At 64.9% G+C, this 23,887-nt stretch carries 25 protein-coding genes; 18 read left to right on the forward strand and 7 right to left on the reverse strand.

What is annotated here, in order from left to right; translation table 11 throughout:
• Positions 1 to 19: 19 nt before the first annotated feature.
• A complete protein-coding gene (locus CP556_RS15750) occupies positions 20 to 1,015 on the forward strand; it encodes a terpene synthase family protein (RefSeq protein WP_098726474.1) in 996 nt (331 codons plus the stop codon).
• Positions 1,016 to 1,211: 196 nt separating this feature from the next.
• Here CP556_RS15750 and CP556_RS15755 read toward each other — a convergent pair whose 3' ends face one another.
• A complete protein-coding gene (locus CP556_RS15755) occupies positions 1,212 to 2,402 on the reverse strand; it encodes a cystathionine gamma-synthase (RefSeq protein ID WP_098726475.1) in 1,191 nt (396 codons plus the stop codon).
• Positions 2,403 to 2,591: 189 nt separating this feature from the next.
• On the opposite strand from CP556_RS15755, the gene CP556_RS15760 reads away from it, so the two are divergent.
• From CP556_RS15760 to CP556_RS15800, 9 genes are all read left to right on the forward strand, one after another.
• Positions 2,592 to 3,953: an MBL fold metallo-hydrolase gene (locus CP556_RS15760; RefSeq protein ID WP_098727433.1), complete on the forward strand. Its 1,362-nt coding sequence runs from the start codon at positions 2,592 to 2,594 to the stop codon at positions 3,951 to 3,953.
• A 252-nt stretch (positions 3,954 to 4,205) separates the two neighbouring features.
• Positions 4,206 to 4,514, forward strand: a complete 309-nt coding sequence (locus tag CP556_RS15765) for a 50S ribosomal protein L21e (protein ID WP_098726476.1) — start codon at positions 4,206 to 4,208, stop codon at positions 4,512 to 4,514.
• A gap of 6 nt (positions 4,515 to 4,520) precedes the next feature.
• Positions 4,521 to 4,877, forward strand: coding sequence for an RNA polymerase Rpb4 family protein (locus tag CP556_RS15770; protein ID WP_098726477.1), 357 nt, complete (start codon positions 4,521 to 4,523; stop codon positions 4,875 to 4,877).
• A 193-nt stretch (positions 4,878 to 5,070) separates the two neighbouring features.
• Positions 5,071 to 5,667: a DUF655 domain-containing protein gene (locus tag CP556_RS15775; protein WP_098726478.1), complete on the forward strand. Its 597-nt coding sequence runs from the start codon at positions 5,071 to 5,073 to the stop codon at positions 5,665 to 5,667.
• Between the two features lie 167 nt (positions 5,668 to 5,834).
• Positions 5,835 to 6,674: a 16S ribosomal RNA methyltransferase A gene (locus CP556_RS15780; protein ID WP_098726479.1), complete on the forward strand. Its 840-nt coding sequence runs from the start codon at positions 5,835 to 5,837 to the stop codon at positions 6,672 to 6,674.
• Positions 6,675 to 6,794: 120 nt separating this feature from the next.
• Entirely contained in the window at positions 6,795 to 7,967 is a 1,173-nt protein-coding gene (locus CP556_RS15785; RefSeq protein ID WP_098726480.1) for a mechanosensitive ion channel family protein, read from the forward strand.
• Positions 7,968 to 8,540 carry a HemK2/MTQ2 family protein methyltransferase gene (locus CP556_RS15790; RefSeq protein ID WP_098726481.1) on the forward strand — a complete coding sequence of 191 codons (573 nt, stop codon included), beginning with the start codon at positions 7,968 to 7,970 and terminating at the stop codon, positions 8,538 to 8,540. It abuts the gene before it with no gap.
• 199 nt (positions 8,541 to 8,739) lie between these two features.
• A complete protein-coding gene (locus CP556_RS15795) occupies positions 8,740 to 9,744 on the forward strand; it encodes a 5-methyltetrahydropteroyltriglutamate--homocysteine methyltransferase (RefSeq protein ID WP_098726482.1) in 1,005 nt (334 codons plus the stop codon).
• Positions 9,741 to 10,814, forward strand: a complete 1,074-nt coding sequence (locus CP556_RS15800; protein WP_098726483.1) for a methionine synthase — start codon at positions 9,741 to 9,743, stop codon at positions 10,812 to 10,814. The genes CP556_RS15795 and CP556_RS15800 overlap by 4 nt, the downstream gene beginning before the upstream one ends.
• A 107-nt stretch (positions 10,815 to 10,921) precedes the next feature.
• Here the strand turns inward: CP556_RS15800 and CP556_RS15805 are convergent, their stop codons facing one another.
• Positions 10,922 to 11,512, reverse strand: coding sequence for a hypothetical protein (locus CP556_RS15805; protein ID WP_098726484.1), 591 nt, complete (start codon positions 11,510 to 11,512; stop codon positions 10,922 to 10,924).
• Between the two features lie 134 nt (positions 11,513 to 11,646).
• Here CP556_RS15805 and CP556_RS15810 point away from each other — a divergent pair, with 134 nt between their 5' ends.
• The 3 genes from CP556_RS15810 to CP556_RS15820 all read left to right on the forward strand — a co-directional run bounded on the left by CP556_RS15810 (position 11,647) and on the right by CP556_RS15820 (position 14,820).
• The gene (locus CP556_RS15810) at positions 11,647 to 12,774 is read left to right on the forward strand and encodes a Gfo/Idh/MocA family protein (RefSeq protein ID WP_098726485.1); all 1,128 of its coding nucleotides are present in this window, start codon (positions 11,647 to 11,649) and stop codon (positions 12,772 to 12,774) included.
• A gap of 563 nt (positions 12,775 to 13,337) precedes the next feature.
• Positions 13,338 to 13,733 (forward strand): acyl-CoA thioesterase, encoded by a 396-nt coding sequence (locus CP556_RS15815; protein WP_098726486.1) that lies wholly within the window; start codon positions 13,338 to 13,340, stop codon positions 13,731 to 13,733.
• Positions 13,734 to 13,815: 82 nt separating this feature from the next.
• The gene (locus CP556_RS15820; protein WP_098726487.1) at positions 13,816 to 14,820 is read left to right on the forward strand and encodes a zinc-binding dehydrogenase; all 1,005 of its coding nucleotides are present in this window, start codon (positions 13,816 to 13,818) and stop codon (positions 14,818 to 14,820) included.
• 171 nt (positions 14,821 to 14,991) lie between these two features.
• Here CP556_RS15820 and CP556_RS15825 read toward each other — a convergent pair whose 3' ends face one another.
• Positions 14,992 to 15,240: a hypothetical protein gene (locus tag CP556_RS15825; RefSeq protein ID WP_098726488.1), complete on the reverse strand. Its 249-nt coding sequence runs from the start codon at positions 15,238 to 15,240 to the stop codon at positions 14,992 to 14,994.
• 110 nt (positions 15,241 to 15,350) lie between these two features.
• Between CP556_RS15825 and CP556_RS15830 the strand changes: the two genes are divergently transcribed.
• From CP556_RS15830 to CP556_RS15840, 3 genes are all read left to right on the forward strand, one after another.
• Positions 15,351 to 16,583 (forward strand): HD domain-containing protein, encoded by a 1,233-nt coding sequence (locus tag CP556_RS15830; protein ID WP_098726489.1) that lies wholly within the window; start codon positions 15,351 to 15,353, stop codon positions 16,581 to 16,583.
• Between the two features lie 102 nt (positions 16,584 to 16,685).
• Positions 16,686 to 16,895 carry a hypothetical protein gene (locus tag CP556_RS15835; protein ID WP_098726490.1) on the forward strand — a complete coding sequence of 70 codons (210 nt, stop codon included), beginning with the start codon at positions 16,686 to 16,688 and terminating at the stop codon, positions 16,893 to 16,895.
• Between the two features lie 145 nt (positions 16,896 to 17,040).
• The gene (locus CP556_RS15840; RefSeq protein ID WP_098726491.1) at positions 17,041 to 18,090 is read left to right on the forward strand and encodes an amidohydrolase family protein; all 1,050 of its coding nucleotides are present in this window, start codon (positions 17,041 to 17,043) and stop codon (positions 18,088 to 18,090) included.
• 90 nt (positions 18,091 to 18,180) lie between these two features.
• On the opposite strand, the gene CP556_RS15845 is transcribed toward CP556_RS15840, so the two are convergent.
• The 4 genes from CP556_RS15845 to CP556_RS15860 form a co-directional block, all read right to left on the reverse strand.
• Positions 18,181 to 18,720: a gamma carbonic anhydrase family protein gene (locus CP556_RS15845; RefSeq protein WP_255291481.1), complete on the reverse strand. Its 540-nt coding sequence runs from the start codon at positions 18,718 to 18,720 to the stop codon at positions 18,181 to 18,183.
• A gap of 371 nt (positions 18,721 to 19,091) precedes the next feature.
• Positions 19,092 to 19,373, reverse strand: a complete 282-nt coding sequence (locus CP556_RS15850) for a DUF3006 family protein (RefSeq protein WP_098726492.1) — start codon at positions 19,371 to 19,373, stop codon at positions 19,092 to 19,094.
• Positions 19,374 to 19,571: 198 nt separating this feature from the next.
• Positions 19,572 to 19,967, reverse strand: a complete 396-nt coding sequence (locus tag CP556_RS15855; protein ID WP_098727435.1) for an OsmC family protein — start codon at positions 19,965 to 19,967, stop codon at positions 19,572 to 19,574.
• Between the two features lie 121 nt (positions 19,968 to 20,088).
• A complete protein-coding gene (locus CP556_RS15860; protein WP_098726493.1) occupies positions 20,089 to 20,817 on the reverse strand; it encodes a metal-dependent hydrolase in 729 nt (242 codons plus the stop codon).
• A 419-nt stretch (positions 20,818 to 21,236) separates the two neighbouring features.
• Between CP556_RS15860 and CP556_RS15865 the strand changes: the two genes are divergently transcribed.
• Together CP556_RS15865 and CP556_RS15870 are read left to right on the forward strand one after the other, a co-directional pair.
• Positions 21,237 to 21,500 carry a hypothetical protein gene (locus CP556_RS15865; RefSeq protein WP_098726494.1) on the forward strand — a complete coding sequence of 88 codons (264 nt, stop codon included), beginning with the start codon at positions 21,237 to 21,239 and terminating at the stop codon, positions 21,498 to 21,500.
• 90 nt (positions 21,501 to 21,590) lie between these two features.
• On the forward strand, positions 21,591 to 23,858 hold the full coding sequence (locus CP556_RS15870) for a DHH family phosphoesterase (protein ID WP_098726495.1): 2,268 nt from the start codon (positions 21,591 to 21,593) through the stop codon (positions 23,856 to 23,858).
• The last annotated feature ends 29 nt before the right edge of the window (positions 23,859 to 23,887 follow it).

Here is a 23,887-nt window from a genome sequence, read left to right on the forward strand (position 1 = left end):
ATAGTTAGAAATCTAATTAATGGCAGATACGGATCATCGTTTCGCCGCTGATATCGACGACGATGCCCTTACGACCGTTCGCGAACAGGACCTTCCCGAGTCGGTACTCCCGCTTCTCGACGTGTACGACGACGTCATCGGGGACAGAGACCGGTTTCTCTGGCAATGGCTCTATCACCTCTTTCCGACGTTCAGCCTCTCGTGTCTCGACGATGCCCGCGCTCGCGAGGCGCGCAACGCGAAACTGACCGCGTCGATATTCGTCACCGTCGCGGACGACGTCGCCGAACGACACGGTGACCGAGCCACGTTCGACGAACTGACATCGATTCCGTTCGACCACCGCCGGCCGGATCCGGAGCGCTGTGACGTCGACGGCGAAGTCGTTCGATTTCTGATGGACGTCTGGGACGAGTTTTCGGCGCTGTACGATGCGAGCCCCCGTTCGAGGGAGTTCGCGGAGCTGTTGCAGTTCGATCTCCAACAGACGCTTCAGGCGATCGAGTACTCGTCCCTCGTAAACCGGTATCCCGGTCTCGTCTCGGAACGCGAACTGTGGCGGTACGACGTCCACAACATGCTGGTCTTTCCCCTCGCCGGGATCGATCTCTCGAACGCACGGTCGTTCGACTCGAGCGAACTCTCGTCCCTCCGGCAGGTTCTCGACCGGACCCAGCGGATGGCCCGCATCGGCAACTGGATCTCGACGTGGCAGCGCGAACTCGCCGAGGGCGACTGTAGCTCCGGCGTCGTCGTCCACGCGCTGGAAAACGACATGATCTCGCCCCAACAGGTGCAGGCGGTCCGACGGAACCCGACGGACGCGACGGTCGATCCGGTCGTCGAAGCGATTACCGCCGCCGGCGTCGAGGAGTACTTTCTGGACCGGTGGGACGCCGAGTACGAGATGGTTGGTCGCTACGAGTCCGAGATCGAGAGCGTCGATGTCGGCGCGTACCTCGAGGGGTTCGAGACGGTGCTGAGCTATCACATCGCGAGCGAGGGCGAGAAGTGACCGGAAGGGGCAGACAGGCCGTCAGATGACGATCGGGACCGACGACTGCGGGTTGTCAGATGACGATCGGGATCGACGACTGCGAGTCGCCAGGCTACGACGGGCACCGACGACTGCGGGTTGTCAGATGACGATCGGGATCGACGACTGCGAGTCGCCAGGCTACGACGGGCACCGACGACTGCGAGTCGCCGGGCTACGACGAGAGCGCCGTCTCGAACGCTTGCTCGAGATCAGCGATCAGGTCGTCGACGTGTTCGATCCCGACGCTGACGCGGATCAGGCTGTCAGAGAGTCCGGCCGCGATGCGTTCCTCGCGGGGAATCGCGGCGTGCGTCATCGGCGCGGGCTGTTCGATCAGGCTCTCGACGCCGCCGAGGCTCTCCGCGAGCGTGAACACCTCGGTGTTCGAGACGACTGCACTGGCTTCCTCGAGGCTCGCGTCGAGTTCGAAGCTCAGCATGCCGCCGAAGTCGTCCATCTGTTCGGCGGCGATTTCGTGACCGGGATGGGACTCGAGGCCGGGGTAATACACCCGGTCGACGGCGGGATGGTCGTCGAGCCACGTCGCGATCGAACGGGCGTTTTCACAGTGTCGGTCCATCCGGACGGGCAGCGTCTTCGTTCCCCGGAGGACGAGGAACGAGTCGAAGGGACCCGGCGTCGCGCCGACTGAGTTCTGGTAGAAGCCCAATCGCTCGTCCAGTTCCTCGTCGTCGGTCAGTAACGCGCCGCCGACGACGTCCGAGTGACCGCCGAGGTACTTCGTGAGCGAGTGCGAGACGATATCGGCCCCGAGGTCCAGCGGCCGCTGGAGGTACGGCGTCGCGAACGTGTTGTCGATCGCACACAGCGCGTCGTTTGCGTGGGCGATCTCGGCCGCCCCCTTGATATCGACGATCGACATGAGCGGGTTCGTCGGCGTCTCGAGCCACAGCAGTTCCGTCTCGTCCCGAAACGCCGCCTCGATCTCGTCGAGGTCGGTCATATCGACGAACGAGAACTCGAGGTCGTAGTCCTCGTACACCTGCGTGAAGATGCGGTGCGTACCACCGTAGACGTCGTTGCCGGTCACGACGTGGTTGCCGGCCTCGAGCAGGTTCAGGACGGTGTTGATCGAGGCCATCCCGCTGGCAAAGGCGCGGCCGTAGTCGGCACCCTCGAGGCTCGCGAGGTTCGCCTCGAGGTCGGTTCGGGTCGGGTTCCCGGTACGGGAGTACTCGTAGCCGCGATGCTCCCCGGGCGCGTCCTGCTCGTACGTCGAGTTGGCGTGAATCGGCGTCATCAGCGCGCCGGTTTCCGCGTCTGACTCCTGGCCGGCGTGGATCGAACGGGTCTCGATCTGAAACTGCTCGCTGTCGGCGCGGTCGTTTGCATCGTCGTCCATACCGACACAACGGGATCGAGCGGGGTTATTCTGCCGACTGTCATTGTCGTCGTCATTCGTCGGCGCAGCACCTGCGAATCGGACGAAGACCCCACGAGTCGTCTCGACTGTTAGCCTCCGCTGACAGTCAGTTCTCGCATCGTGTGATTCTCGGGAGGATATATGTGCTCGGTTGTCATGCCGTTCCGTATGCGCGTCCGACACATCAAGTCATCAACGGTTCTCGTCGAGTCCGGTGACGTCTCGGTCCTCTGTGACCCCTGGATCCTCGACGGCGCGTTCTACGGTGCCTGGGCGCACTACCCGCCAGTCGAGTTCAAACCCGACGACTTCGACGAGATTGACTACATTTACGTCTCACACATCCATCCGGATCACTGTCATCGCGAAACGCTCGAGCGGCTCGATTCGGATATCCCGGTCCTGATCCACGATTACAACTGGGACTTCCTCAGACACAACGTCGAGGCCGCCGGGTTCGAGGTCCGCGAACTCCCTCACGGCGAGCGGATCCACCTCGGCGGCGACCTGCACATGAATGTGCTCGCGTCCGACGACTGTGATCCCACGGTCTGTGGTAACCACTTCGCCTGCCCGTGGATGGCCGAAGACGCCAGCAGTCAGGGGGTCGACGGTTCGACGCAGATCGACTCGATGGCCGTCTTCGACGACGGCGAGCACACCGTCCTCAACCTGAACGACTGTCGGTGGCCGATGTCTCAACGCGCTGCTGGCCGCGTGAAACGGCAGTACGGCGAGATCGATCTGGCGATGCTCCAGTACACCTTCGCCGGCGGCTATCCGCAGGGCCGGATCGATCACTCCCACGAAACGTTGCTCGAAGAGCGCGAGGCCCGCCGGCTCCAGTCGCTCGACAACGCCGTCGGCTTCCTCGAGTTGCTCGAGCCGGACTACTACATGCCTTTTGCCGGCAGCTACACGCTCGCGGGTGATCTCGCGGAGTTGAACGAGTATGTGGCGCGGTCGACGCGGGCGCAGGCGCGCGACTACTTCGAGCGCGAGGAGCGGATCGACGACGGATCCGAGTGCGTCCTCCTCAACAGCGGCGAGTGGTTCGACGTCGCCGCCGGCGAGCAGTCATCCCCCTACACGCCGATCGATCCCGAGGAGCGCCGAGCGTACATCGAGACCGAACTCGCGGACCGAGAGTTTACGTACGAGTCGGATCCGATGCCGACCCTCGAGGAGTTCGGGGAGTACGTCCCGGCGGCCTACGAGAACTTCGACGCCAAGCGCCGCGGGATCGGGTTCGAATCGGAGACGGAAGTCGTCCTCTCGCTGGTCGACGACCACTACCTGCGGTTTACCGCGGACGGGAGCGGCCACGAAATCGTTGACGGAGTACCGGCGCGAACCGACCGGCGACGGGTCCGAATGGAGATGGATCCCCGACTGACGCTACGGATCCTGAAGGGGCCGCGGTACGCTCACTTCAACAACGCCTACATCGGCTCGCATCTCGGCTTTTCGATCGAGCCGGACGTCTACGAGCGCTCGCTGTTCTACTCGATGAGTTTCCTGCACGCGTGAGCGATTTGCGAGACAAGAACCGTTTTTCTCGGGGTTCCACGTCCGACGATGCGCCGAAAGGTGGGAAACGCTGATCCACCACGACGACATACTGAGAGGAGTCATACTGCGCGAGCGGAGCGAGCGCGGCCTTTTTTGGTCCAGATTTTTTCGAGCGGTTCGACCGAACGCAGTGAGGGAGGACTCGAAGAAAAAAGGTGGGCGTAATACGTGTGTTTTATAACCGTCACCGGACAAAGCGCTCGTACGACTATGCCGAAATCTAATGGCCCTCGTCAGGGAACTCGGAAGAAGCTCGCGAACAGTCCTCGAGACCGCGGTACGTCGCCGCCACAGCGCGCGATTCAGGAGTACGAAGAGGGGGAGAAAGTCCACCTGAAGATCGACCCGAGCGTTGCGGACGGTCGCTATCACCCGCGCTTCGACGGTCGAACCGGTGAAGTCATCGGTAAACAGGGCAGCGCCTTCAAGGTCCAGATCGTCGACGGCAGCAAGGAGAAGACGCTGCTCGTCACCGCAGCCCACATGCGCGCACAGAACCAGGAAAAGAACCGGATCTGATCAGGAATGACGATCTTCAAAGAGATCGTCGACGAGGAGTTCCTGACGGTCTCGGAGACGAAGGAGCTGCTCGCCGACATCGAAGCCGAACGTGCGATGGACGAGGATCGTGAGCTTCGCTACGAGCTCGCGCGAGCGATCGAACACGCCAACCGGTTTGCTGTCCTCGAGACCGAGGAGGCCCAGGCCCTCGTCGACGACCTGCGGGCACTCGAGAAGGTCGACGAGGCGACGGCCTACAAGATCGCCAATCTCCTGCCCCACGACCGGGACGAACTTCGGTCGGTGTACGCACAGCAGCGCTACTCGCTGTCGGGGGACGAACTCGACGAGATTCTCAACGTCGTCGCGAAGTACGCCTGAGACGGGCTGCTGTAACTGTGTACCGGCGTACCCGCACAACGATCGCGGATGCGCTGGAACTGACTGACAGTCGTCCGCACGAGACGATCGACGGCGTTCGAGAGAGCGAATCGGCGAGCTCGTTGCCGACGTCCGTCTAACCGTTCGAGAGCGAGCCGACTCTTTAAGTACGCCGTCGCCGTATCGGAACCTAATGAGCGAAGCCGATGGCGACGAGACGGACGTTCGGCGCGCGGTCGTGTTGGATTACCTCGCACACGGGCTCTCTGACGACGGCCGACCGCAGTACGCGAAGTCACCGGCAGGCTATGCCGTCAGGATCGACGATTTTCAGCTCTATCAGGTCGCGTTCGACGAGGACGAGCGACTGACCATCGGAAGCGAGGTGGTCATCGAGCCGCCCGCCGAGCGAGACGTCGTCACAGAGGCCCACCGCGTCGAGTACGAGGACCTCTCCTCGGGCGCGCAATCGGAACTCGAGTACGTCGTCGCCGACCTCGTCGAGGAGAACGAAGAGCGGTTCGTCAATTTCTACAACGACGCCCAGCCGATAACGCTGCGGCTCCACCAGCTGAATCTGCTGCCGGGGATCGGGAAGAAGCTGCGGAACGGTATCCTCGACGAGCGAAAGCGAAAACCCTTCGAGAGCTTCGAGGAGTTGTCCGAGCGGGTGTCCGGGCTGCACGATCCGGACGAGATTCTCGTCGACCGAATCCTCGAGGAACTGCGCGACGACGATCTCAAATATCAGACGTTCGTCGGTCGGCGCGAACAGGAACAGAACCAGTAAGCTGACGGGGGTATGTAGTACTGCGAAACAGTGAATTCCTCGAGCCGTGCGGGCGAGCCTTCGGCCCGCGAGCAGAGAGCGGTTCCCCACTTCGCGAGGAAGCCCGAGACCGAAAAGGGCACGTGTGAGACGGTGCGTTTACACGCACCCCAGCCGAAGCGCCGGCAATGAGAGATCCAGACGGACTGATCGCCCGGGCGGGCGTCCGCGGCGATCCGGACCGCGACCAGCACTTCCTCGTCGATGATCGGGTGCTGGACCGGCTGCCGACTTACCTCACTGAGATCGACGCCGACACGAGCCACCTGCTCGAGATCGGTGGCGGAACGGGCGCGCTGACCGACCGGTTGCTCGCGGTCGGCGACGAAGTGACGGTCGTCGAGCGGGACCGCGAACTCGCCCAGTTCTTGCGCGAGGAGTTCGCCGCGGAGATCGACGCCGGCGAGCTGACCGTCATCGAGGGCGACGCCCTCGAGATCGACCTCCCCAAGTTTACTGCATCGGTGTCGAACCTCCCCTACGGCGTCTCGAGCCAGATCGCCTTTCGACTGTTTCCGGAGAAGAAGCCGCTGGTCTTGATGTTCCAACAGGAGTTCGCCGAGCGGATGGTCGCCGAGCCAGACACGTCGGAGTACGGCCGGCTCTCGGTCTCGAGCCAGCATTACGCGGATATCGAACTCGTCGAGTCGATCCCGAAAGAGGCGTTTTCACCGCCACCGGCCGTCCAGAGCGCGGTGGTTCGAGCGATCCCGCGAGAGCCCGATTACGCGGTCGAGGACGAGGAGTTTTTCCTGCGATTCGTCAAGGCTCTGTTCACCCAGCGCCGGAAGACGATCCGGAACGCGATCCGGAACACGGGGCACATCTCCGGGCTCTCGGAGCCGGAGGCGGTCGTCGATGCGGCGGACGAGGGCGTGTTCCGGAAGCGGGCCGGCGCGATGGAACCGGCTGAATTCGCGGCGCTGGCCCAGCTCGCACGGGATGTCGGCGAACCCACCGACAACTAATCTCGGTTGGCAAGCGCTCGAGCGGCGAGAGAGCCTCGACTCGCGTCGAACCACCGAACGGAACGACCCAACCAACGGATACTCAAAGCTGCGCGGACGACAGGACGGCGAGACGAACGCATGTTCGAACTACTGACGGAGCTCGACTGGCTGTCGGAGGCGGTTCCGACGACCGAGCTCAAACTCGCGGTGTCTCTCGCGGCGGTCGGGAGCGTGGTCGCCGTGCTCTTCTCCTACCGACGGCTCCACATGTGGCTCTCCGAGCGGGCAAGGCCGCTGTACGCGGACATCGTCTCGATGTCACTGCTCATCGTCACTTGCCTGGGGAGCATCGCCGTCACAACTGGTGTCTGGGGCCGCACGAACGAGATTCAGCGGCTCTATTCCAATCTCGGTCTCGGAAGCGACGCCGTGGCGCGCGCGCTCTTTTCGTTTCTCTTGCTCGTCATAACGGTCATCGTCACCCGGTTCGTCGCCCGGCTGATCGAGGAGGTCTTCAACTCGTCGACGGCAGTGACGGCCCACCAGCGCAAGGTGACACACCGGCTCTCACAGGTGATCATCTGGTCCGTCTCGATCGTGGTCGTGCTGGGTATCTGGATCGAGGACCTCGGCAGCCTGCTCGTCGGGGCCGGCTTCCTCGGGATCGTCCTCGGGATGGCCGCCCGCCAGACCCTCGGGACGGTGCTTTCGGGGTTCGTCCTGATGTTCGCCCGCCCCTTCGAGATCGGCGACTGGGTCGAAGTCGAGGACGACGAGGGGATCGTCACCGACATCTCGATCGTCAACACCCAGCTCCGGTCGTTCGACGGTGAGTACATCATGATCCCGAACGACGTTATCGCCTCGAGTACGGTGACGAACCGCTCGAAGCGAGGTCGCCTGCGACTCGAGATCGAGGTCGGGGTCGACTACGAGACCGACGTCGAACGCGCCGCCGATCTCGCGGAACACGCGATCGACGATGTCGACGAGGCGATCGCCGCACCGTCGCCCCAGGTCGTCGGGAAGTCCTTCGGGGACTCGGCAGTCGTGCTTGGCGTCCGGTTCTGGATCGACAAGCCGAGCGCCAGACGCTACTGGAAGGCCCGGACCGCCGCGATCGACGCCATCAAGCGGGCGTTCGAGGCCGAAGACATCAAGATTCCGTACCCGCAGCGCGAACTCTCGGGGCGCGCCGAAACCGGCGGCTTCCGGATCGCCGACGAGAGCGAGGCGACGCCCGCCGCGGAGAACGCGACTGCTGACGACAACGCGCGCGGACAGGAGATGACGACACCGGAGGAGACATAGATGGGACTCGAGGACAGACGCGCGCAGGAACCGGACGTCTACCAGCCCGCCGAGGACTCGCACCTGTTGGCCGAGGCGGCCTGCGAGCGACTCGAGGCGAGCGATCTCGTGCTCGAGGTGGGAACGGGCTCGGGTTACGTCGCCCGAGAGATCGCCGACGGGACGGGGGCTCGCGTGATCGCGTCGGATCTGAATCCCCACGCCGTGCGGCAGGCCCGTGCAGAGGGTGTCGAGACGGTGCAAGCGGATCTCGTCTCGCCGTTTCGGGACGGTGCGTTCGACGCGGTCGTCTTCAACCCGCCGTACCTGCCGACCGATCCCGAAAACGTGTGGGACGACTGGATGGAGCACGCGCTCTCGGGCGGTGAGGACGGCCGGGCCGTCATCGATCCGTTCCTCGCGAACGTCGGTCGAGTGCTCGCGCCCGACGGCAGCGTCTCCCTGCTGGTCAGCAGCCTGACGGGGGTCGACGAGGTGGTCGAAGAAGCCGGCAAGCACGGCTTTAGCGCCGTCGCCGTCGCCGACGAGTCGTTCCCCTTCGAGACGCTGACCGTCCTCGAACTGATCCGGTAACCCCCGGGACCCTCTCGATTCCTCGAGCCTGTCGGCTCCCGAACCAGTTCGCCCTCCGTCTGTGCTTCACGTCCTGTGTCGCCCGTTCACAAGGGGCTTGAATCGAACGACGGTACCGGTGGAAACCCGGGGAAATTACTGTAGCGTATTAGATCGTATGGAAAATATTAAGCGTCGGTATACCGTAGCCGGGCGTACGATGACTGAGTACGTTTCGACCACGCCGGGGCTGTATCCGCTCCCGGATTGGGCGAAAGACGACCTTTCGAGCCTTAAAGGGCACCAAAAACACGACCTCATCAGCGGCGACGAGGGTGAAGAAATCACCGCGGTCTACGAGGAAGCCCGTGAAGAAGTGATCAAGGTCCAGCAAGAGGCCGGACTCGACCGAATCGTCGAAGGCCAACTGCGCTGGGACGACATGCTCGCCCACCCGCTGGCGGTCGCGGACGCAGTCGAGACCCGCGGGATCGTCCGCTACTACGACAACAACAACTTCTACCGAGAGCCGGTCGTGCAGGACGACCTCGAGCCCACCGGCGACATTGCAGCCGAACTCGAGGCGACCGCGGAACTGACTGACGGCGACGACCTGCAGGCCGTCCTCCCCGGCCCGTACTCGCTGGCCGACCTCGCAACCGACGAACAGTACGGCGACGATGCGGCGTTCCTCGGTGCGATCGCCGAGTTCCTCGAGGGAGAGGTCGACGCCTTCCCGGACCATGAGACGCTGTTCCTGCTCGAGCCCTCGCTGGTCGAGAACGCACCCGAGGACGGGCAGGACGAGCGCGCGAGCGAGGCGATCTATCGTGTCGCGAGCGCGACCGACGCCGACGTCGTCGTCCAGCCCTACTGGGGCGCACTCGAGGAGAAGGTCTACGCGCACCTGCTCGATGCCGATATCGACGCGGTCGGCTTCGACTTCGTCGCGAATCAGGACGACAACCTCTACAACATTCAGGAGTACGGCGCGCCCGACGACATCGCGCTCGGCCTCGCGGACGGCCAGAACACCCTCGTCGAGGACCCCGAGGCGATCCGCGAGCGGACCGAGTGGGTCGAGGGGCAACTCGGCGTCACCGAGTTCGAGACGGTCTACCTGACGACGAACACCGAGACGTTCTACTTGCCCTACGGCAAGTACGTGGAGAAACTCGAAGCCCTCGCCGAAGCCGCGGACCTCGCGGAGGTGAAAGCAGCATGACGAACGAAAACAAAGATCAGTTCCGACAGCCCGATCACGAGCACGACCACTTCCTGCTGACGACCGTCGTCGGCAGCTATCCCAAGCCCAAGTGGCTCAACCGCTCGAAGGAGCTCTACGAGGACGACGACGCCGACTTCGACGAGGAGAACTGGCAGGAAGCGAAAGACGACGCCGCACGGATCATCACCGACGAACACGAACGTGCCGGCCTCGATGTCGTCGTCGACGGCGAGATGCGCCGCACCGAGATGGTCGAGTTCTTCGCCCACCGGATCGAGGGCTACGAGTTCAACGGCCCCGTCAAGGTCTGGGGGCACAACTACTTCGACAAGCCGAGCGTCGTCAGCGAGGTCGAGTACGACGAGTCCTGGCTCGTCGACGAGTACGAGTTCACCGCGGCCGCCAGCGACCGGCCGGTCAAGGTCCCGATCACTGGCCCCTACACGCTCGCGAACTGGTCGTTCAACGAGGCCTACGATGACGACGACGAGCTCACCCTCGAGCTCGCCGACCTCGTCAACGAGGAGATCGAGAAGCTCGTCGACGCCGGCGCGCGCTACATCCAGATCGACGAGCCCGCGCTCGCGACCACGCCCGACGATCACGCCATCGTCGGCGAGGCCTTAGAGCACATCGTCGCCGACATTCCCGAAGAGGTTCGAATCGGTCTCCACGTCTGTTACGGCGACTACTCCCGCATCTACCCCGAGATCCTCGAGTTCCCGGTCGACGAGTTCGACCTCGAGCTCGCGAACGGCGACTACGATCAGCTCGACGTCTTCAAGGACCCCGAGTTCTCCAAGGATCTCGCGCTCGGCGTCTGCGACGCCCACGTCGCCGAGGTCGAGTCCGTCGAGCAGATCGAGGCGAACATCAAGAAGGGCCTCGAGGTCGTCCCGCCGGAACAGCTGGTCGTCTCGCCGGACTGTGGCGTGAAGCTGCTGCCCCGCGAGGTCGCCTACGGGAAGATGGCGAACATGGTCGAGGCGGCCCGAAACGTCGAGGCGGACCTCGACGAGGGCAATGTCGACATCGATCTCGGTGCGGCCACACCGGCCGACGACTGATTCGGTTCGATCCTTTTTCCTCCGGTGCGCTACGCTTTCTGCCCGCGCCGAGAGAACGAGACCGATCGTGTGGCAGCCACAGTCCGGATCGGATTCGATCGCAACCGTCAGGGACGATCGATACTCGAGCGGGTTCCGTTACTCCCGATGACGATCGTCCCGTCGCGACGAACGACGATGCCATAGCCGAACAGCGCGAGCTCGAAGATCACGTCGTCGTCCGAGCCGCCGTCGCTTCTGACCGACTCCCCGACTGCGAACGTCACTGACTCGATCCCGGAGGTGTCGTCCGCGATGGCCTCGAGCGTCGCCGTCGGCACGTCTCGAATCACGCCCTCGACGGTAAACGCGATCACGTCGGGAGGCGATTTGGCCGATCCGAATCCGTTATCGTCCGAGCGAAGCGCGTCGAGACTGGGAGGAACGTCGTCCGAATCCGGAGTCGCGATGCCGACATCGGCGTTCTCGAGGTGGAGCGTCGCGGGTCCCGTCAGGTCGATTTCGACGGGGTCCGAGTCGTCGGTCGACACCGCGATTCGGACGGGATCTAGGGTCGAACCCTCGAACTCGGCGAGCAGCGCCTCGGTCACGGTGAGACGTCCCTCGATGGCGAATTCGAGTCGATCGGGCGGCCGTCGCTCGAAGGCATCAGTTAGGTGGATACTCTCGGCTTCGTCGAGATCGATCGTGACGGTCATCGGTGTTCCCGGTACGTCATCGGAGGTGCCACAGGCGTGAAACGCTATCGTATACCACGGAATTGATCGATCCGATCGCGACCTCGCGACGACCACGCCAAAGCGCTAACTACCGGGCCGATGAACGACGGTCTATGACCCTCGAGGTCGGTGTGCTCGGCTATCGATTCATGGGTAAAGCGCACGCGAACGCGATGGCGCGGCTGCCGATGTTCTTCCCGGACGCGCCCGAGATCGAACGGCGCGTCCTCGTCGGCCGCGACGAGTCGGCACTGTCGGACGCCGCCGAACGGCTCGGCTTCGAGTCGATATCGACGGACTGGAGAGACGTTGTCGACCAGGTGGACGTCTTCTACAACCTCGGGCCGAACCACGTCCACCGCGAACCGTCGGTCGCCGCCCTCGAGGCCGGCACGCCGGTCTTCTGCGAGAAACCGCTCGCGCCGACGCTCGAGGACGCGGACGTAATGGCCGAGACGGCGCGCGAAGCGGGCGACGACGTGCCCGCGGGCTGTGCATTCAACTACCGGTTCGTGCCGGCGATTCGGTACGCGAAGGGACTGCTCGAGGCGGGCGAACTCGGGGAGATCCACCACGTCCGCGGGCGCTACCTGCAGGACTGGCTGGTCGATCCCGAGGAGCCGTGGTCGTGGCGCAACGACGAGGAGCTGGCCGGGTCGGGCGCGCTGGGCGACCTCGGCGCACACACGGTCGATCTGCTTCGGTTCCTGGTCGGTGACGACGACCTCGCGGGAGATATCGAACGGCTCAGCGGCCACCTGCAGACGTTCGTCGACGAGCGACCGGTAGAGGGCAAATCTGGTGAGACGAGACCGGTTACGGTCGACGACGCCTACTCCGCACAACTCGAGTTCGAAAACGGTGCTATGGGCACGCTCGAGGGCTCTCGGTTCGCGGCGGGACACAAGAACGACCACACGATCGAGATCCACGGCTCGAAGGGAAGTCTCCGGTTTTCGCTCGAGCGGCTGAACGAACTCGAGGTGCTCCGCGAGGGCAACCGCGGCTACGAGACGATTCTGGTCACGGACGAGGACGACCCCTACGTCGATCACTGGTGGCCGCCGGGTCACGTCCTGGGCTGGGAGCACACCTTCGTTCACGAGAACTACGAGTTCCTCAGCGCCGTCTCGGACGGCCGCGAGTTCGAACCCAACTTCGCGGACGGACTCGCCGCACAGCAGGTGCTCGACGCGATCGAACGGAGCGACGAGCGGGGCGAGTGGGTCGGCTTCGAGTGAGTCCCGTATCCTGGTACTCAGTATAGGGAAGCAACGTCTTGCTCCCAACCGGCCAGCCGACGTGCAGTGGCGCGCGCTGTTGACCGACCGAGTAACAAGAGGCCGGTCGACGATCTCGTGCGAGGGATGAGCGAACGAACGGGGAGGAACGACCCGTGAGAGAGCGAATCGGCTGGGGAGGGCGTGGCAATTCCCTATTGCCACGATAGCAGGGCACGTCTTTCATTGAACACACGACCGAACACCCTGCTCAGTAAACTGTCTCTATCGAACGACCGACTGAAACGGGATTAGATACCTCGAAGTGTCCTGCTACCGTGCCACAGGGAGGAGCCACGTCCTCCCCAGCCGACTCGCTCGCTCCGTACGTCGCTCGCTCGCCCTCGCACGACCTCGTGGTGCGGTTCGTCAGCGACTCACCGCACCACGGCGCGCGCCACCGCGCCCTGGATGATCGGCTCGGAGTGAGACGCCGCTCAGCCGTCGGTCGCCCCATCGCCTCGATGGAGGTCGAGCACCCGAACTCCGCAATGTATTCGGGGTGACTCCACCTTGAGCTAGCCATGGCGGCCTACGAGACGACGATCGACGTCAGGACCGACGACCTCGGGCGGGGCGGACACGTCAACAACTCGAAATTCGTCGCGTACACCGACCTCGCGCGGGACCGCTACTTCGCAAGTCACGGCTACGGGCCCGACGGCGGCAAGCATCTGGTCGTCACGCTCGAGGTCGAGTACGAGCGCGCGCTCACGACGCTGGCACCGATCACCATCGCCGTCGACGTGACCGACATCGGTGAAACGAGCGTCACCCTCGAATACGAGCTCCGGGACGACGACGGCGCGGTCGCCACCGTCACGACGGTGGTCGTCACGGTCGACGAGGACGGCCCGACTGCAATCCCGGCGTCGCTGCGCGACGGACTGAAGGCGGACCTCGAGTCGTCGACGGCGTGACCGTCGTCTAACGCCGGCGACCGGATCGCGGACTGTCGAAAGCGCCGGATATTCCCGACGGGCGACCGAAGTCCGAACCGCCATGTCTTCGGAGATGACCGCCCACGTGATCGAGGAGTACGGCGACCCGGACGTGTTCACGGAGACGAGCCTCGAGGTCCCTGAACCCGGACCCGACGAGATCCGCGTCGAAGTCGAAGCGTCCAGTCTCAACCCCGTCGATTACAAGATCCGACAGGGTGCGTTGCCCGACTTCGCCCCCGAACTCCCGGCGACGCTCCACTGCGACGTTTCGGGCGTCGTCGACGCGGTCGGCGAGAACGTCGAGACCTTCGCGGAGGGAGACGAGGTGTACGGCATGCCCGGCGGCGCGGGCCGACAGGGCTCGCTCGCCGACTACGTCGTCGGCCACGCCGGAACCTTCGCGCACGCACCCGAATCGATCCCGCTCGAGGAGGCCGCCGCCCTCCCGGTCGTCGCGCTCACCGCCTGGGAACTGCTCACCGACAAGGCGAGCGTCGACGGCGGCGAGAACGTGCTCGTCTACGGCGGCAGCGGCGGCGTCGGTCACGTCGCCGTCCAGGTGGCCGATGCGTTCGGCGCGACCGTGACCGCGACGGGCTCGAGCGAGGAAAAGCGCGCCCTCGCCGCGGCGCTCGGTGCCGACGCGACCGTCGATTACACGACGACCGACGTCGAGACGTACGTCGACGAGCACGCCGGGGGAGCCGGCTTCGACGTCGTCGTCGATCCGGTCGGGGACGAGCACCTCGAGACGGCGTTCGAGGCGGTCCGGCCCTACGGCAGCGTCGTGACGACCGAGTCGAGCGCGGCCGAGGGACTGGATCTCGCGCCCATGCACGCGAACTCGCTCGAACTCGGCGTCGTGCTCGTCATCCTGCCCGTGCTACTCGGCGATCGACAGGAGCGCATCGGCGAGGAACTCGCGGATATCGCGGCCCTCGTCGACGACGGGGCCGTCGAACCACACATCGCCGAGCGGTTCGCCTTCGACGAGGCCGCCGCCGCCCACCGTCGCGGTGAGAGCGGGGACTTCAGCGGGAAGCTGCTGCTCGTCAACGAGTGAGCGCTGCATCTCGGTCGATCCGCTATCGCGACCGATCGGAGCCGACTCGAGAGCCGTCGGCCGACCCACTGTGACGGACTGTTGCGAGTCAGTTCCGGAGCGACAGCGAACCGTCCCGCGGTCGCTGCGGGAGATCGGTCCAGCGACCGTCTGGGACGAAGCGCCGGTGTGCTACTCCGACTCGATTTTCGCGACCGTCTGAATCTCCTCGTATCGGGCGCTGCCCTCGCCGAGCGGTTGGTCGTCGATCTCGAGATAGTCGGGTTCGAAGCCCGTTACCTCGCCGGTGGTGTCCATCTGGTGATCCTCCGTTCGCTCCGCGTCGCGAACCTCGACGACGTCGCCGATCTCGAAGTGCTCTCGAACGAGTGCTCTGGCCTGCGCCGCGTCGGCGTCCTGGGGAATGGTCAGATCAGTCATCGTGCCCGAGACGATAGCGGGGCCACACCGGTAGTAGTTCAGCAGGTATTCGCAACTCGACCCCTGTGGCCGGACGATCGTTTTTGTACGAACCGACCCAATAGCGACCAATGAAGGTCATCAAGGACAGCGTCCACGATCACATCCAGGTCGACGGAGTCGCACGCGACCTGCTCGATACGCCCGCGGTACAGCGGCTCCGGAACATCAGTCAACTCGGGACCGTCTCGCTGGTCTATCCCTCGGCCAACCACACCCGCTTCGAACACAGTCTCGGCGTCTACCACCTCGCTTGCGAAGCGCTCGAGCAGCTCAACGTCGACGGGAAGCGAGCCGCGCAGGTCCACGCCGCGGCCCTGCTCCACGACGTGGGTCACGGCCCTTTCAGCCACAACCTCGAGTCGCTGACCTACCGGCGAACCGGCCGATACCACGACGACGTTCACGAACTGCTCGCGGATGGGGCAGTCGGCGAGGTGTTACGGGAGCACGGTCTCGAGCCGGCCACGATAGCGGACCTGGTCGCCGGCGAGGGGCGGTTCGGTCAGGTAGTTTCGGGCGAGCTCGACGTCGATCGGATGGATTACCTGGTGCGAGACGCCCACCACACGGGGGTCCCCTACGGGACGATCGATCACGGCCGTCTCGTTCGTGAGCTGACGTTCGCCGACGGCGAACTCGTCCTCGACGAGGGGAACGTCCAGACCGCCGAGAGCCTGCTGGTCGCCCGGGCGCTCATGAATCCGACCGTCTACAGTCACAGCGTCGCCCGGATCAGCAAGGCGATGTTGCGGCGGGCCGGCGAACGGCTGCTGGATACGCCCGCGGCCGACGTCGACGCCGGAACGCTCCAGCGGATGGACGATCACGACCTGATCGCCGCGCTGCGCTCGTGCGAGGCGACCGGCGAGTTCTCCCGTCGACTGGATCAGCGCGACCTGTTCAAGCGTGCGGTGTGGGCCGAGATCGACGACGTTCCGGGAGGCATCATCGAAGCCGACCACGAGGCGATCCGAGAGTTCGAACGCGAGATCGGTGACCGGGCGGACGTCGATCCGGCTCACGTCATCCTCGACGTGCCGAGTCGACCCTCGATGACGGAATCGACGACGCGCGTGATGGTCAACGGCGAAATCCGACGGCTGGGACAGCAGTCGCCGCTGGTCGAGGCCCTGCGGGCGGCGCAGTACTCCCAGTGGCGCCTCGGGGTCTACTCACCGCCCGAACTGCGCGACCGAGTCGGTCGGGCCGCCGTCGAGGTGCTCGGGCTGGACATCGACGGCGCGCTGGTCAGCGAGGTCCGGGACGGCATGGACGCGACGCTGGATCAGTTCGTCGACTGAGGGGGCCGCTTCGGTGGCTGCCAATCGCTCGAGCGTGTGGGCGGATCGAAGTAGCCAATTCAGGCTCGCGGCTTATCCGCGTTCGGCGGAGAGAACGACGCGATGAGTGAATGTATCGTCCAGCTTCTGACACTGCTCGTCGTTTCGACTGCGATCGCGGTCGCGCTGGTCGGCTGGGCGAGCGGGATCCTCGAAATCGGTACTGTCGACGGATCGATCTCCGCCGTCGTCGTCGGGCTCTGTCTGTTCGTCCTGTCGGGCCTGATCGCCGTGGTGTTCGAACCCCTCGAGATCGAGGACGAATCCGCCTGAGACGGCCTCCCGTCAGCAGGTCCTTCGTCCCCGTGGCCCGTCGTGCGGGCGCGCCGGGACGCGGTGACGGCAGACCGCCCGTTTTCCGGGCCACGGCCCACCCCGAACCGTTGCCGTTGAAGGCGCTGGCCCCGAACTGGTCCGTATGGAACGAACGGGTACGATTCTCCGCGGCCGCGAGTTCGACCCCGTCGAGGGACGGGTGATCATCGATGACGACGGCCGCATCGAGGCCATCGAGGAAACGTCGGTCGAGAGCGACGACATCGTCCTCCCGGCGTTCGTCAACGCCCATACCCACATCGGCGATTCGATCGCCAAGGAGGCCGGCGGCGGCCTCTCGCTCGAGGAACTCGTCGCCCCGCCGGACGGGCTGAAACACCGGCTGCTCCGGGCGGCCTCCCGCGACGACCTCGTGAGCGCGATGGAGCGGTCGCTGGGGTTCATGCAACGGGCCGGCACGGCAGCCTGTCTGGACTTTCGCGAGGGCGGCGTCGAAGGTGTTCGGATGCTCGAGGCGGCCGCGGACGGCCGCGAGATCGACGCGCTCTCGTTCGCGCGCGGCTCCGTCGACGCGATGCGCGCGGGCGACGGCTTCGGTGCGAGCGGGGCCAACGACGCGTCGTTCGAGACGGAACGAACCGCGACTCGGGAGGCGGGCAAACCCTTCGGCATCCACGCCGGCGAGGTCGACGAGAGCGATATCAACCCGGCGCTGGACCTCGATCCGGACTTTCTGGTCCACATGGTCCACCCGAAGCCGGTCCATCTGGACCGGATCGCGGACAGCGAGATTCCGATCGTCGTCTGCCCGCGCTCGAACCTCGTCACCGACGTGGGGCTGTCTCCCTACGAGGACCTGAACGAGCGGACGACGCTCGCGCTCGGGACGGACAACGTGATGCTCAACTCGCCGTCGATGTTCCGCGAGATGGAGTTCCTCGCGAAGCTCTCCGACCTGCCGGCCGCCGAAATCCTCCGGATGGCGACGAGTAACGGTGCCGAGATCGCGGACCTCGAGTACGGCCTGCTCGAGCCCGGCCGAGAGGCTCGCCTGCTAGTACTCGACGGGGATTCGGACAACCTCGCTGGCGCGCGGGATCCGGTCCGGGCCGTGGTTCGGCGCGCCGGCGTCGACGACGTTCGGGAAGTCGTTTCCGGATCGAACGCTGACGGTGAGGCCGCCATAGAGTAGTCATCGAACGTCACTGAACGTCCATGAACGCCTGGGCTCGCGACGATTGTACGATTGGCTGTGACTCGTTTTCGGTGTCCCGACGGGCCGTTAGTCGAGACGGTGGGACGTTTCCGCGTGTTCTTTCGAGAGTTCGACGTATCGGTCGGCCGTCGCCTCGAGCCCCGGATCGTCGATCTCGGTCTTCGGTTCCGCGGGCGCACCGGCGACCAGCGTCGACGACGGGATTTCGGTGTCCTCCGTGACGACGCTGCCGGCGGCGACGACCGCCCCCTCGCCGACGCGGGCACCGTCGAGGACGACCGCGTTCATCCCGACCAGCGCGCGCTCGGCGACGGTCGCGTCGTGAACGATGGCGCTGTGACCGACCGTCGAGTAGGGCTCGAGTTCGGCCGTCTCGTGGAGGACGGCGTTATCCTGGACGTTGGCTCCCTCGCCGACGACGATCGTCCCGTGATCGCCGCGGAGGGTGGCGTTCGGCCAGACGCTGGCCTCGTCTTCGATGACGACGTCGCCGATGACGACCGCGGCCTCGTCGACGTACGCGGTGTCGGCGACCTCTGGTTCCGTCCCGTCGAACGATCGTAGCATGTCCGTTCCTGTCTCGAGAATCGTCTTGAAGGTACCCATCGGGTCCGACGGCCGTGGCGGGATGAGCGATCGGAGAGCGACCGATAGTGCAGTAAGCGATTGGGAGGCGGTCAGTCGTGCGGGCGACGGTCGCGAGTCGAACGGCCGCGCGACTGTGCTGACTCGCCGGCAGCGACGTCTCGGATCACGCGATTTGAACGGCGTTCATGTCATTGAAAATATATTCGGAAAGATTACCAATACACATTGGCATCACGGCTAAGACGCAGTCCGTGAAATCGGATACGTGGCGTCACGGCACTGTCCGTTCGGATGGCATCGTGGCGCCGAGTCATCCCCCCGAACCACCCACAGTTCGGTATCCCCTTTCGATTCCCCACGTCCGCTTCCTATCCTTTTCCCCGCCGCGCTCACTCCTCGTCAGATAACCGCTCGGAGAGCCGATCGAATCGCTCCCGCGTCGCTTCCCGTCGGTCCCGTTCGACCTCCTCGCGGTACGTCGCCTCGAGCAACTCCCCCGCGTCCCGGTCCACGGTCGCGTCGAAGACCGCTCCCTCGTGCCGGCCGTCGTCGGGCAGTTCCTCGACGGCGATCGCGAGTTCATCGACGACGGTCTCGTCGTCCTCGAGCAGGAGCACTGCCGTCGCTCCGTCGACGATGCGGTCGAGGACCGCAGTGTGGGTTTCACGCATGTCGTCTCACCCGTCGTTGGTGCGCCAGCGTCATGAACCGATGGCCGGCGGGTCTCGAGTGGGAGGGTGTCGTCCGAGACGACCTCGTCGCGTTGGCGTCCCAGTCCTCGATCGTCTCGAGAGATAGCAGCCGTCGCAGGCTGCGATCGTCGGGACGCGTCCGGCGAGTGCTGCGGAGCACGGGATTCGCGACCGATCTCAGAACGCGCTCCCCTCGAAGCTCGTGTCGGCGTGCAGGCTGTCCTTCAGCGCGTCGTGGACCTTGCAGAGTTCGAAGGCGCGCTCGATGATCTCCTCGCCGGTGTCGTCGTCGACGTCGGCCGCCACGCTGATGTCGAACTGGACCGACTCGAGTTTATCGTCGTCGTTGAGTTCGCCGCTGATATCGATCTCGATCCGCCCGAGGTCGTCGGCCCCGCGCTGCTGGCCGCCGACGCGCAGCGCCGGCACGTAACAGGAGCCGTAGGCGGCGAGCAGCGCCTCCAGTGTGTCGGGCGCCTCCTCTCCGTTGGCGTCGATCGCGGTCTCGAAGTCGCGGATTTCGTTCGTCGCGCTGTACCCTTCCTCGGAGACGGTGGTGACCTGTTTCGCCATGGCACTCGAGCCGTCCACGGGCGGCGCTGTAAATATTGTTCTCGCGGGCGCGACGATCCGTCCGGCTGACGAGACCGGCGATCGGCCGAGAAAATAGCGGTGACTGGTCGCGGCGGCCGCGTCAGGGCTCGAGTTCGAACGGCTCGTCTGCCTCGAGGGCGTGGACTTCGGCGTCGCTGCCGGTCGCTTTGACTTCCCTGGCGAAGTCCTCGGGATCCTGCTCGATCGGCGGGAAGGTGTCGTAGTGCTGCGGGAAGGCGTGATCGACGTCGAGCCAGTCGACGGCGACGGCGGCCTGCCAGGGTCCCATCGTGAAGTGGTCGCCGATCGGCACCGCGGCGGCGTCGGGCTCGAGGTACGGGCCGACGACCTCCCGCATCTCGGTCATGAGGCTGGTGTCGCCGGCGTCGTAGAACGCCGTCGACTCCTCGTCGCTGACCTGCGTCGGCTTCGTATCCGAAACGACGAAGCCAGCGGGCATCCCGCCGCTCGTGTCGTTCTCGGTCATGATCCCGTTCGTGTGGTCGGCGCGAACCATCGTGACGTAGGCGTCGCCGCATTCGACGGTGCCGCCGATGTTCATGCCCATCCCGCCGACCGCGTCCTCGAAGCCGAACTCCTCCTCGCAGTAGGAGACCAGTTCCGGCGTGGCGACCAACGTCGCGTCCGAAAACTCGCCGGCGTGGGCGATGTGATCCGCGTGGCCGTGCGTCAACAGCACGTAGTCCGGCGTCTCGATGTCGGCCGGCTCGAGGCCCGTCTTCGGGTTGTCGAAGAACGGATCGATCAGTAGCGTCGTTTCCCCAACGGTGACGTGCCACGTCGAGTGGCCGTGCCAGGTGAGTTCCATACCACTCGAGTCATTGGTCCGATGACGACTTAAAAGTGAGCGAGGCGGACGCTGCGTACTCCGTCGGGGCTCGATCTGCGATCGGTCGATCGATTCCCGTCCCGGAGGCCGATTCCCGGTTCGGGGAGACGACAGTCAATAACTTGTTGACCGCCCGTAGCAAGCGTATACGATCACCAATGTTTATACGTCCGTTTCCGGAACGATAAAAAGCCGCACGCGAACTGACACACCACGCATGCGGTCTGGGATCGCGTTCCATCCGATCGTCTTCCACCACGGTTGACGGTTTTGCTGCGATTTCCAGGCGATCCGCGACGATCAACGGCCAGACCACTGTGGACGCTGCGGCAACGGTCCGGCAGCACTCCACTGCGGCAATGCCGTGTCGTTTTTTACCCCCGGCCCGTACCCCGACCATGCTCGCACTCACGCTCGAGGAGTTCATGGTAGAGCTGAACGACGGCGCGATCAAGAACGTCGGTCCGAACAACAAGGCGGCGACGGTCAAGTTGTTCGATGTCGACGACGCCGAGGCCAGGGAGTTCGGCGACAAGCGCATCAAGCTCGTCTTCGAGGACGAGGACGACAACGAGATACAGATCTCGCTGTTTCCGGAAGACGTTCGGAAGATCGTCGACGATATCGAGTCGCTCGAGGATGAATCACCGGTTTTCGACTGACGGCGGCCCGATATCGCGGTCGCGATCGCAACTTCTGTCACGAACGCATTCCGACAACCGTTTTAGGGCGAAACTGCTTGGTTCGAGTAGATGGGTAACTGTATCATCTGCGGCACACCCGTTGACGGCGAGATCTGTCAGAGCCACGAGGAGGATGCTGTTTTCGAATTTCGCGGCACGACCGCCTCACAGCTCACCCCCGATCGCTACTATCGGGGAACCGTCGACGGCTACGCCGACTTCGGTGTCTTCGTCGACATCGGAGACCACGTCACCGGCCTGTTGCATCGAAGCGAACTCGACCAACGACTCGAAAGTCTCGACTGGGAGCCAGGGGACGACGTCTTCGTCCAGGTGCTCGACGTTCGAGACAACGGCAACGTCGACCTCGGCTGGTCGATCCGCCAGCGTGAACGCGAGTTCCGCGGTAAGTTGATCGAAACTGCTGACGACGAATACCGTCCCGAGGAGCTCGAGGACGATACCGACGCCGATGAGTCGTCCGCTGAGACGACGACCGAACCAACCGACGAGTCGTCCACCGAGACGCCTGACGAATCACCCGCCGCGACGAGCGACGAGAGCGACCAGAAGCTCACCGACGACCGAGCGGCCACGGCGGGCGAGTTGCAGGCGTCCCCCGAGGATACCGAGCCCGAATCGGAACCGGAGACGGAATCCGTCGACGACGGGCAACCCGCGGCCGCGGAAGCGGCCGGTGCCGTGGCGAGCAGCGGTTCCGTCGCAACCGAGTCCGCCGCCGCATCGACGCCGGCGACCGACGACGCCGTCGACACCGAGCCCGAGTCCGAGTCGGAACCCGCGCTCACGCGAACGACCATCGAGTCCATCGAAAACAAGGTCGGCAGCGTCGTCCGCCTCGAGGGCGAGATCACCGGCGTTCGTCAGACCAGCGGTCCGACGGTCTTCGAACTGCGTGACGAGACCGGGACCGTCGAGTGTGCGGCGTTCGAGGAGGCCGGCGTTCGCGCCTACCCCGACGTCGAACTCGAGGACGTCGTCGCACTGGAGGGCGAAGTCGAACGCCACCACGGCGACCTGCAGGTCGAGACCGAATCCCTCGAGATTCTCGAGGACGAAGCGCGCGAGACGATCGTCGACCGCCTCGAGACCGCGATCGAGCGCGAAGCGCGACCGGCCGATGTCGCGCCGCTGGCCGACCACGAATCGGTGGCGGCCGTCGAGGACGAGATCGCCGACGCGGCGACCGCGATCCGCCGCGCCGTCATGGAAGCGCGCCCGGTCATCGTTCGCCACGGCGCGACCGCCGACGGCTACGTCGCCGGTGCCGCCATCGAGCGCGCCGTCCTCCCGCTGATCCGCGAGAAGCACACCCGCGAGGACGCGGAGTACCACTACTTCGAGCGTCGTCCGCTTGACGGCCGCGTCTACGACATGGACGCCGCGACCAGCGACGTTACCTCGATGCTTCAGGCTCGAGACCGTCACGGCGAGCAATTCCCGCTCGTCGTCCTGGTCGACGCCGGCTCGACGATCGAGTCCACCGACGGCTACGAACTGCTTTCGCTGTACGACGCTGACTCGGTCGTCATCGACGACAGTCGAGCGGACGATGAGGTCGGCGAAGCCGTCGATATCGCGGTCGCGCCGTCGCTCGCCGGTGCCGACGTCACCGACGTGACCTCGACTACGCTGGCGACCAACGTCGCCGCGCACGTCAACGACGACGTTCGCGACGACCTCGAGCACCTCCCCGCGGTCAGCTACTGGGAGGACACGCCCGAGGAGTACCTCGAACTGGCGACCGAAGCCGGCTACGACGAAACCGGCGTCTCGGAACGGCGCGAAGCAGTCGCACTCGAGGCCTACTACCAGTCCTACAAGGACAAGCGCGAACTCGTGATCGACCTGCTGTTTGGCGACGATGACGAGTCGGACCGGCCTCGAAACGGCGATCTGGCCGCCCACGTCTCCGAGCAGTTCCGCGACAAGCTCGAGACCGAACTCGAGACGGCCCGCGAGAACCTCTCGGTTCGGGGCGTCAACGGCGTAACCGTCTCCGTGCTCGACACGGACGCGTTCACGCACCGGTATAACTTCCCGACGACGATCCTGCTGCTGGACGCGCTCCACCGCAGCGAGCGCGATCGAGTCGATCCGCCGTACGTCACGCTCGGCGTCGGCGACGACGAACTGCACGTCCGCGCGACCGACGCCGTGAACGTGCGCGATCTCGGCGATGCGATCGCCGAGGCGGTTCCCAACGGCGGCGTCAGCGTCGTCGGCGGCCGCGACGGTCACGTCGAGTTCCTGCCCGGCGCACGCGACGCGGTTCGCGAGGCCGCCCTCGAGGCGCTCGGCGAGACGCTCGCGTAAACTCGTTCCTTCCCGTCGTCCACCGAATC

Source organism: Natrinema sp. CBA1119 (assembly GCF_002572525.1).
Lineage (GTDB): Archaea > Halobacteriota > Halobacteria > Halobacteriales > Natrialbaceae > Natrinema.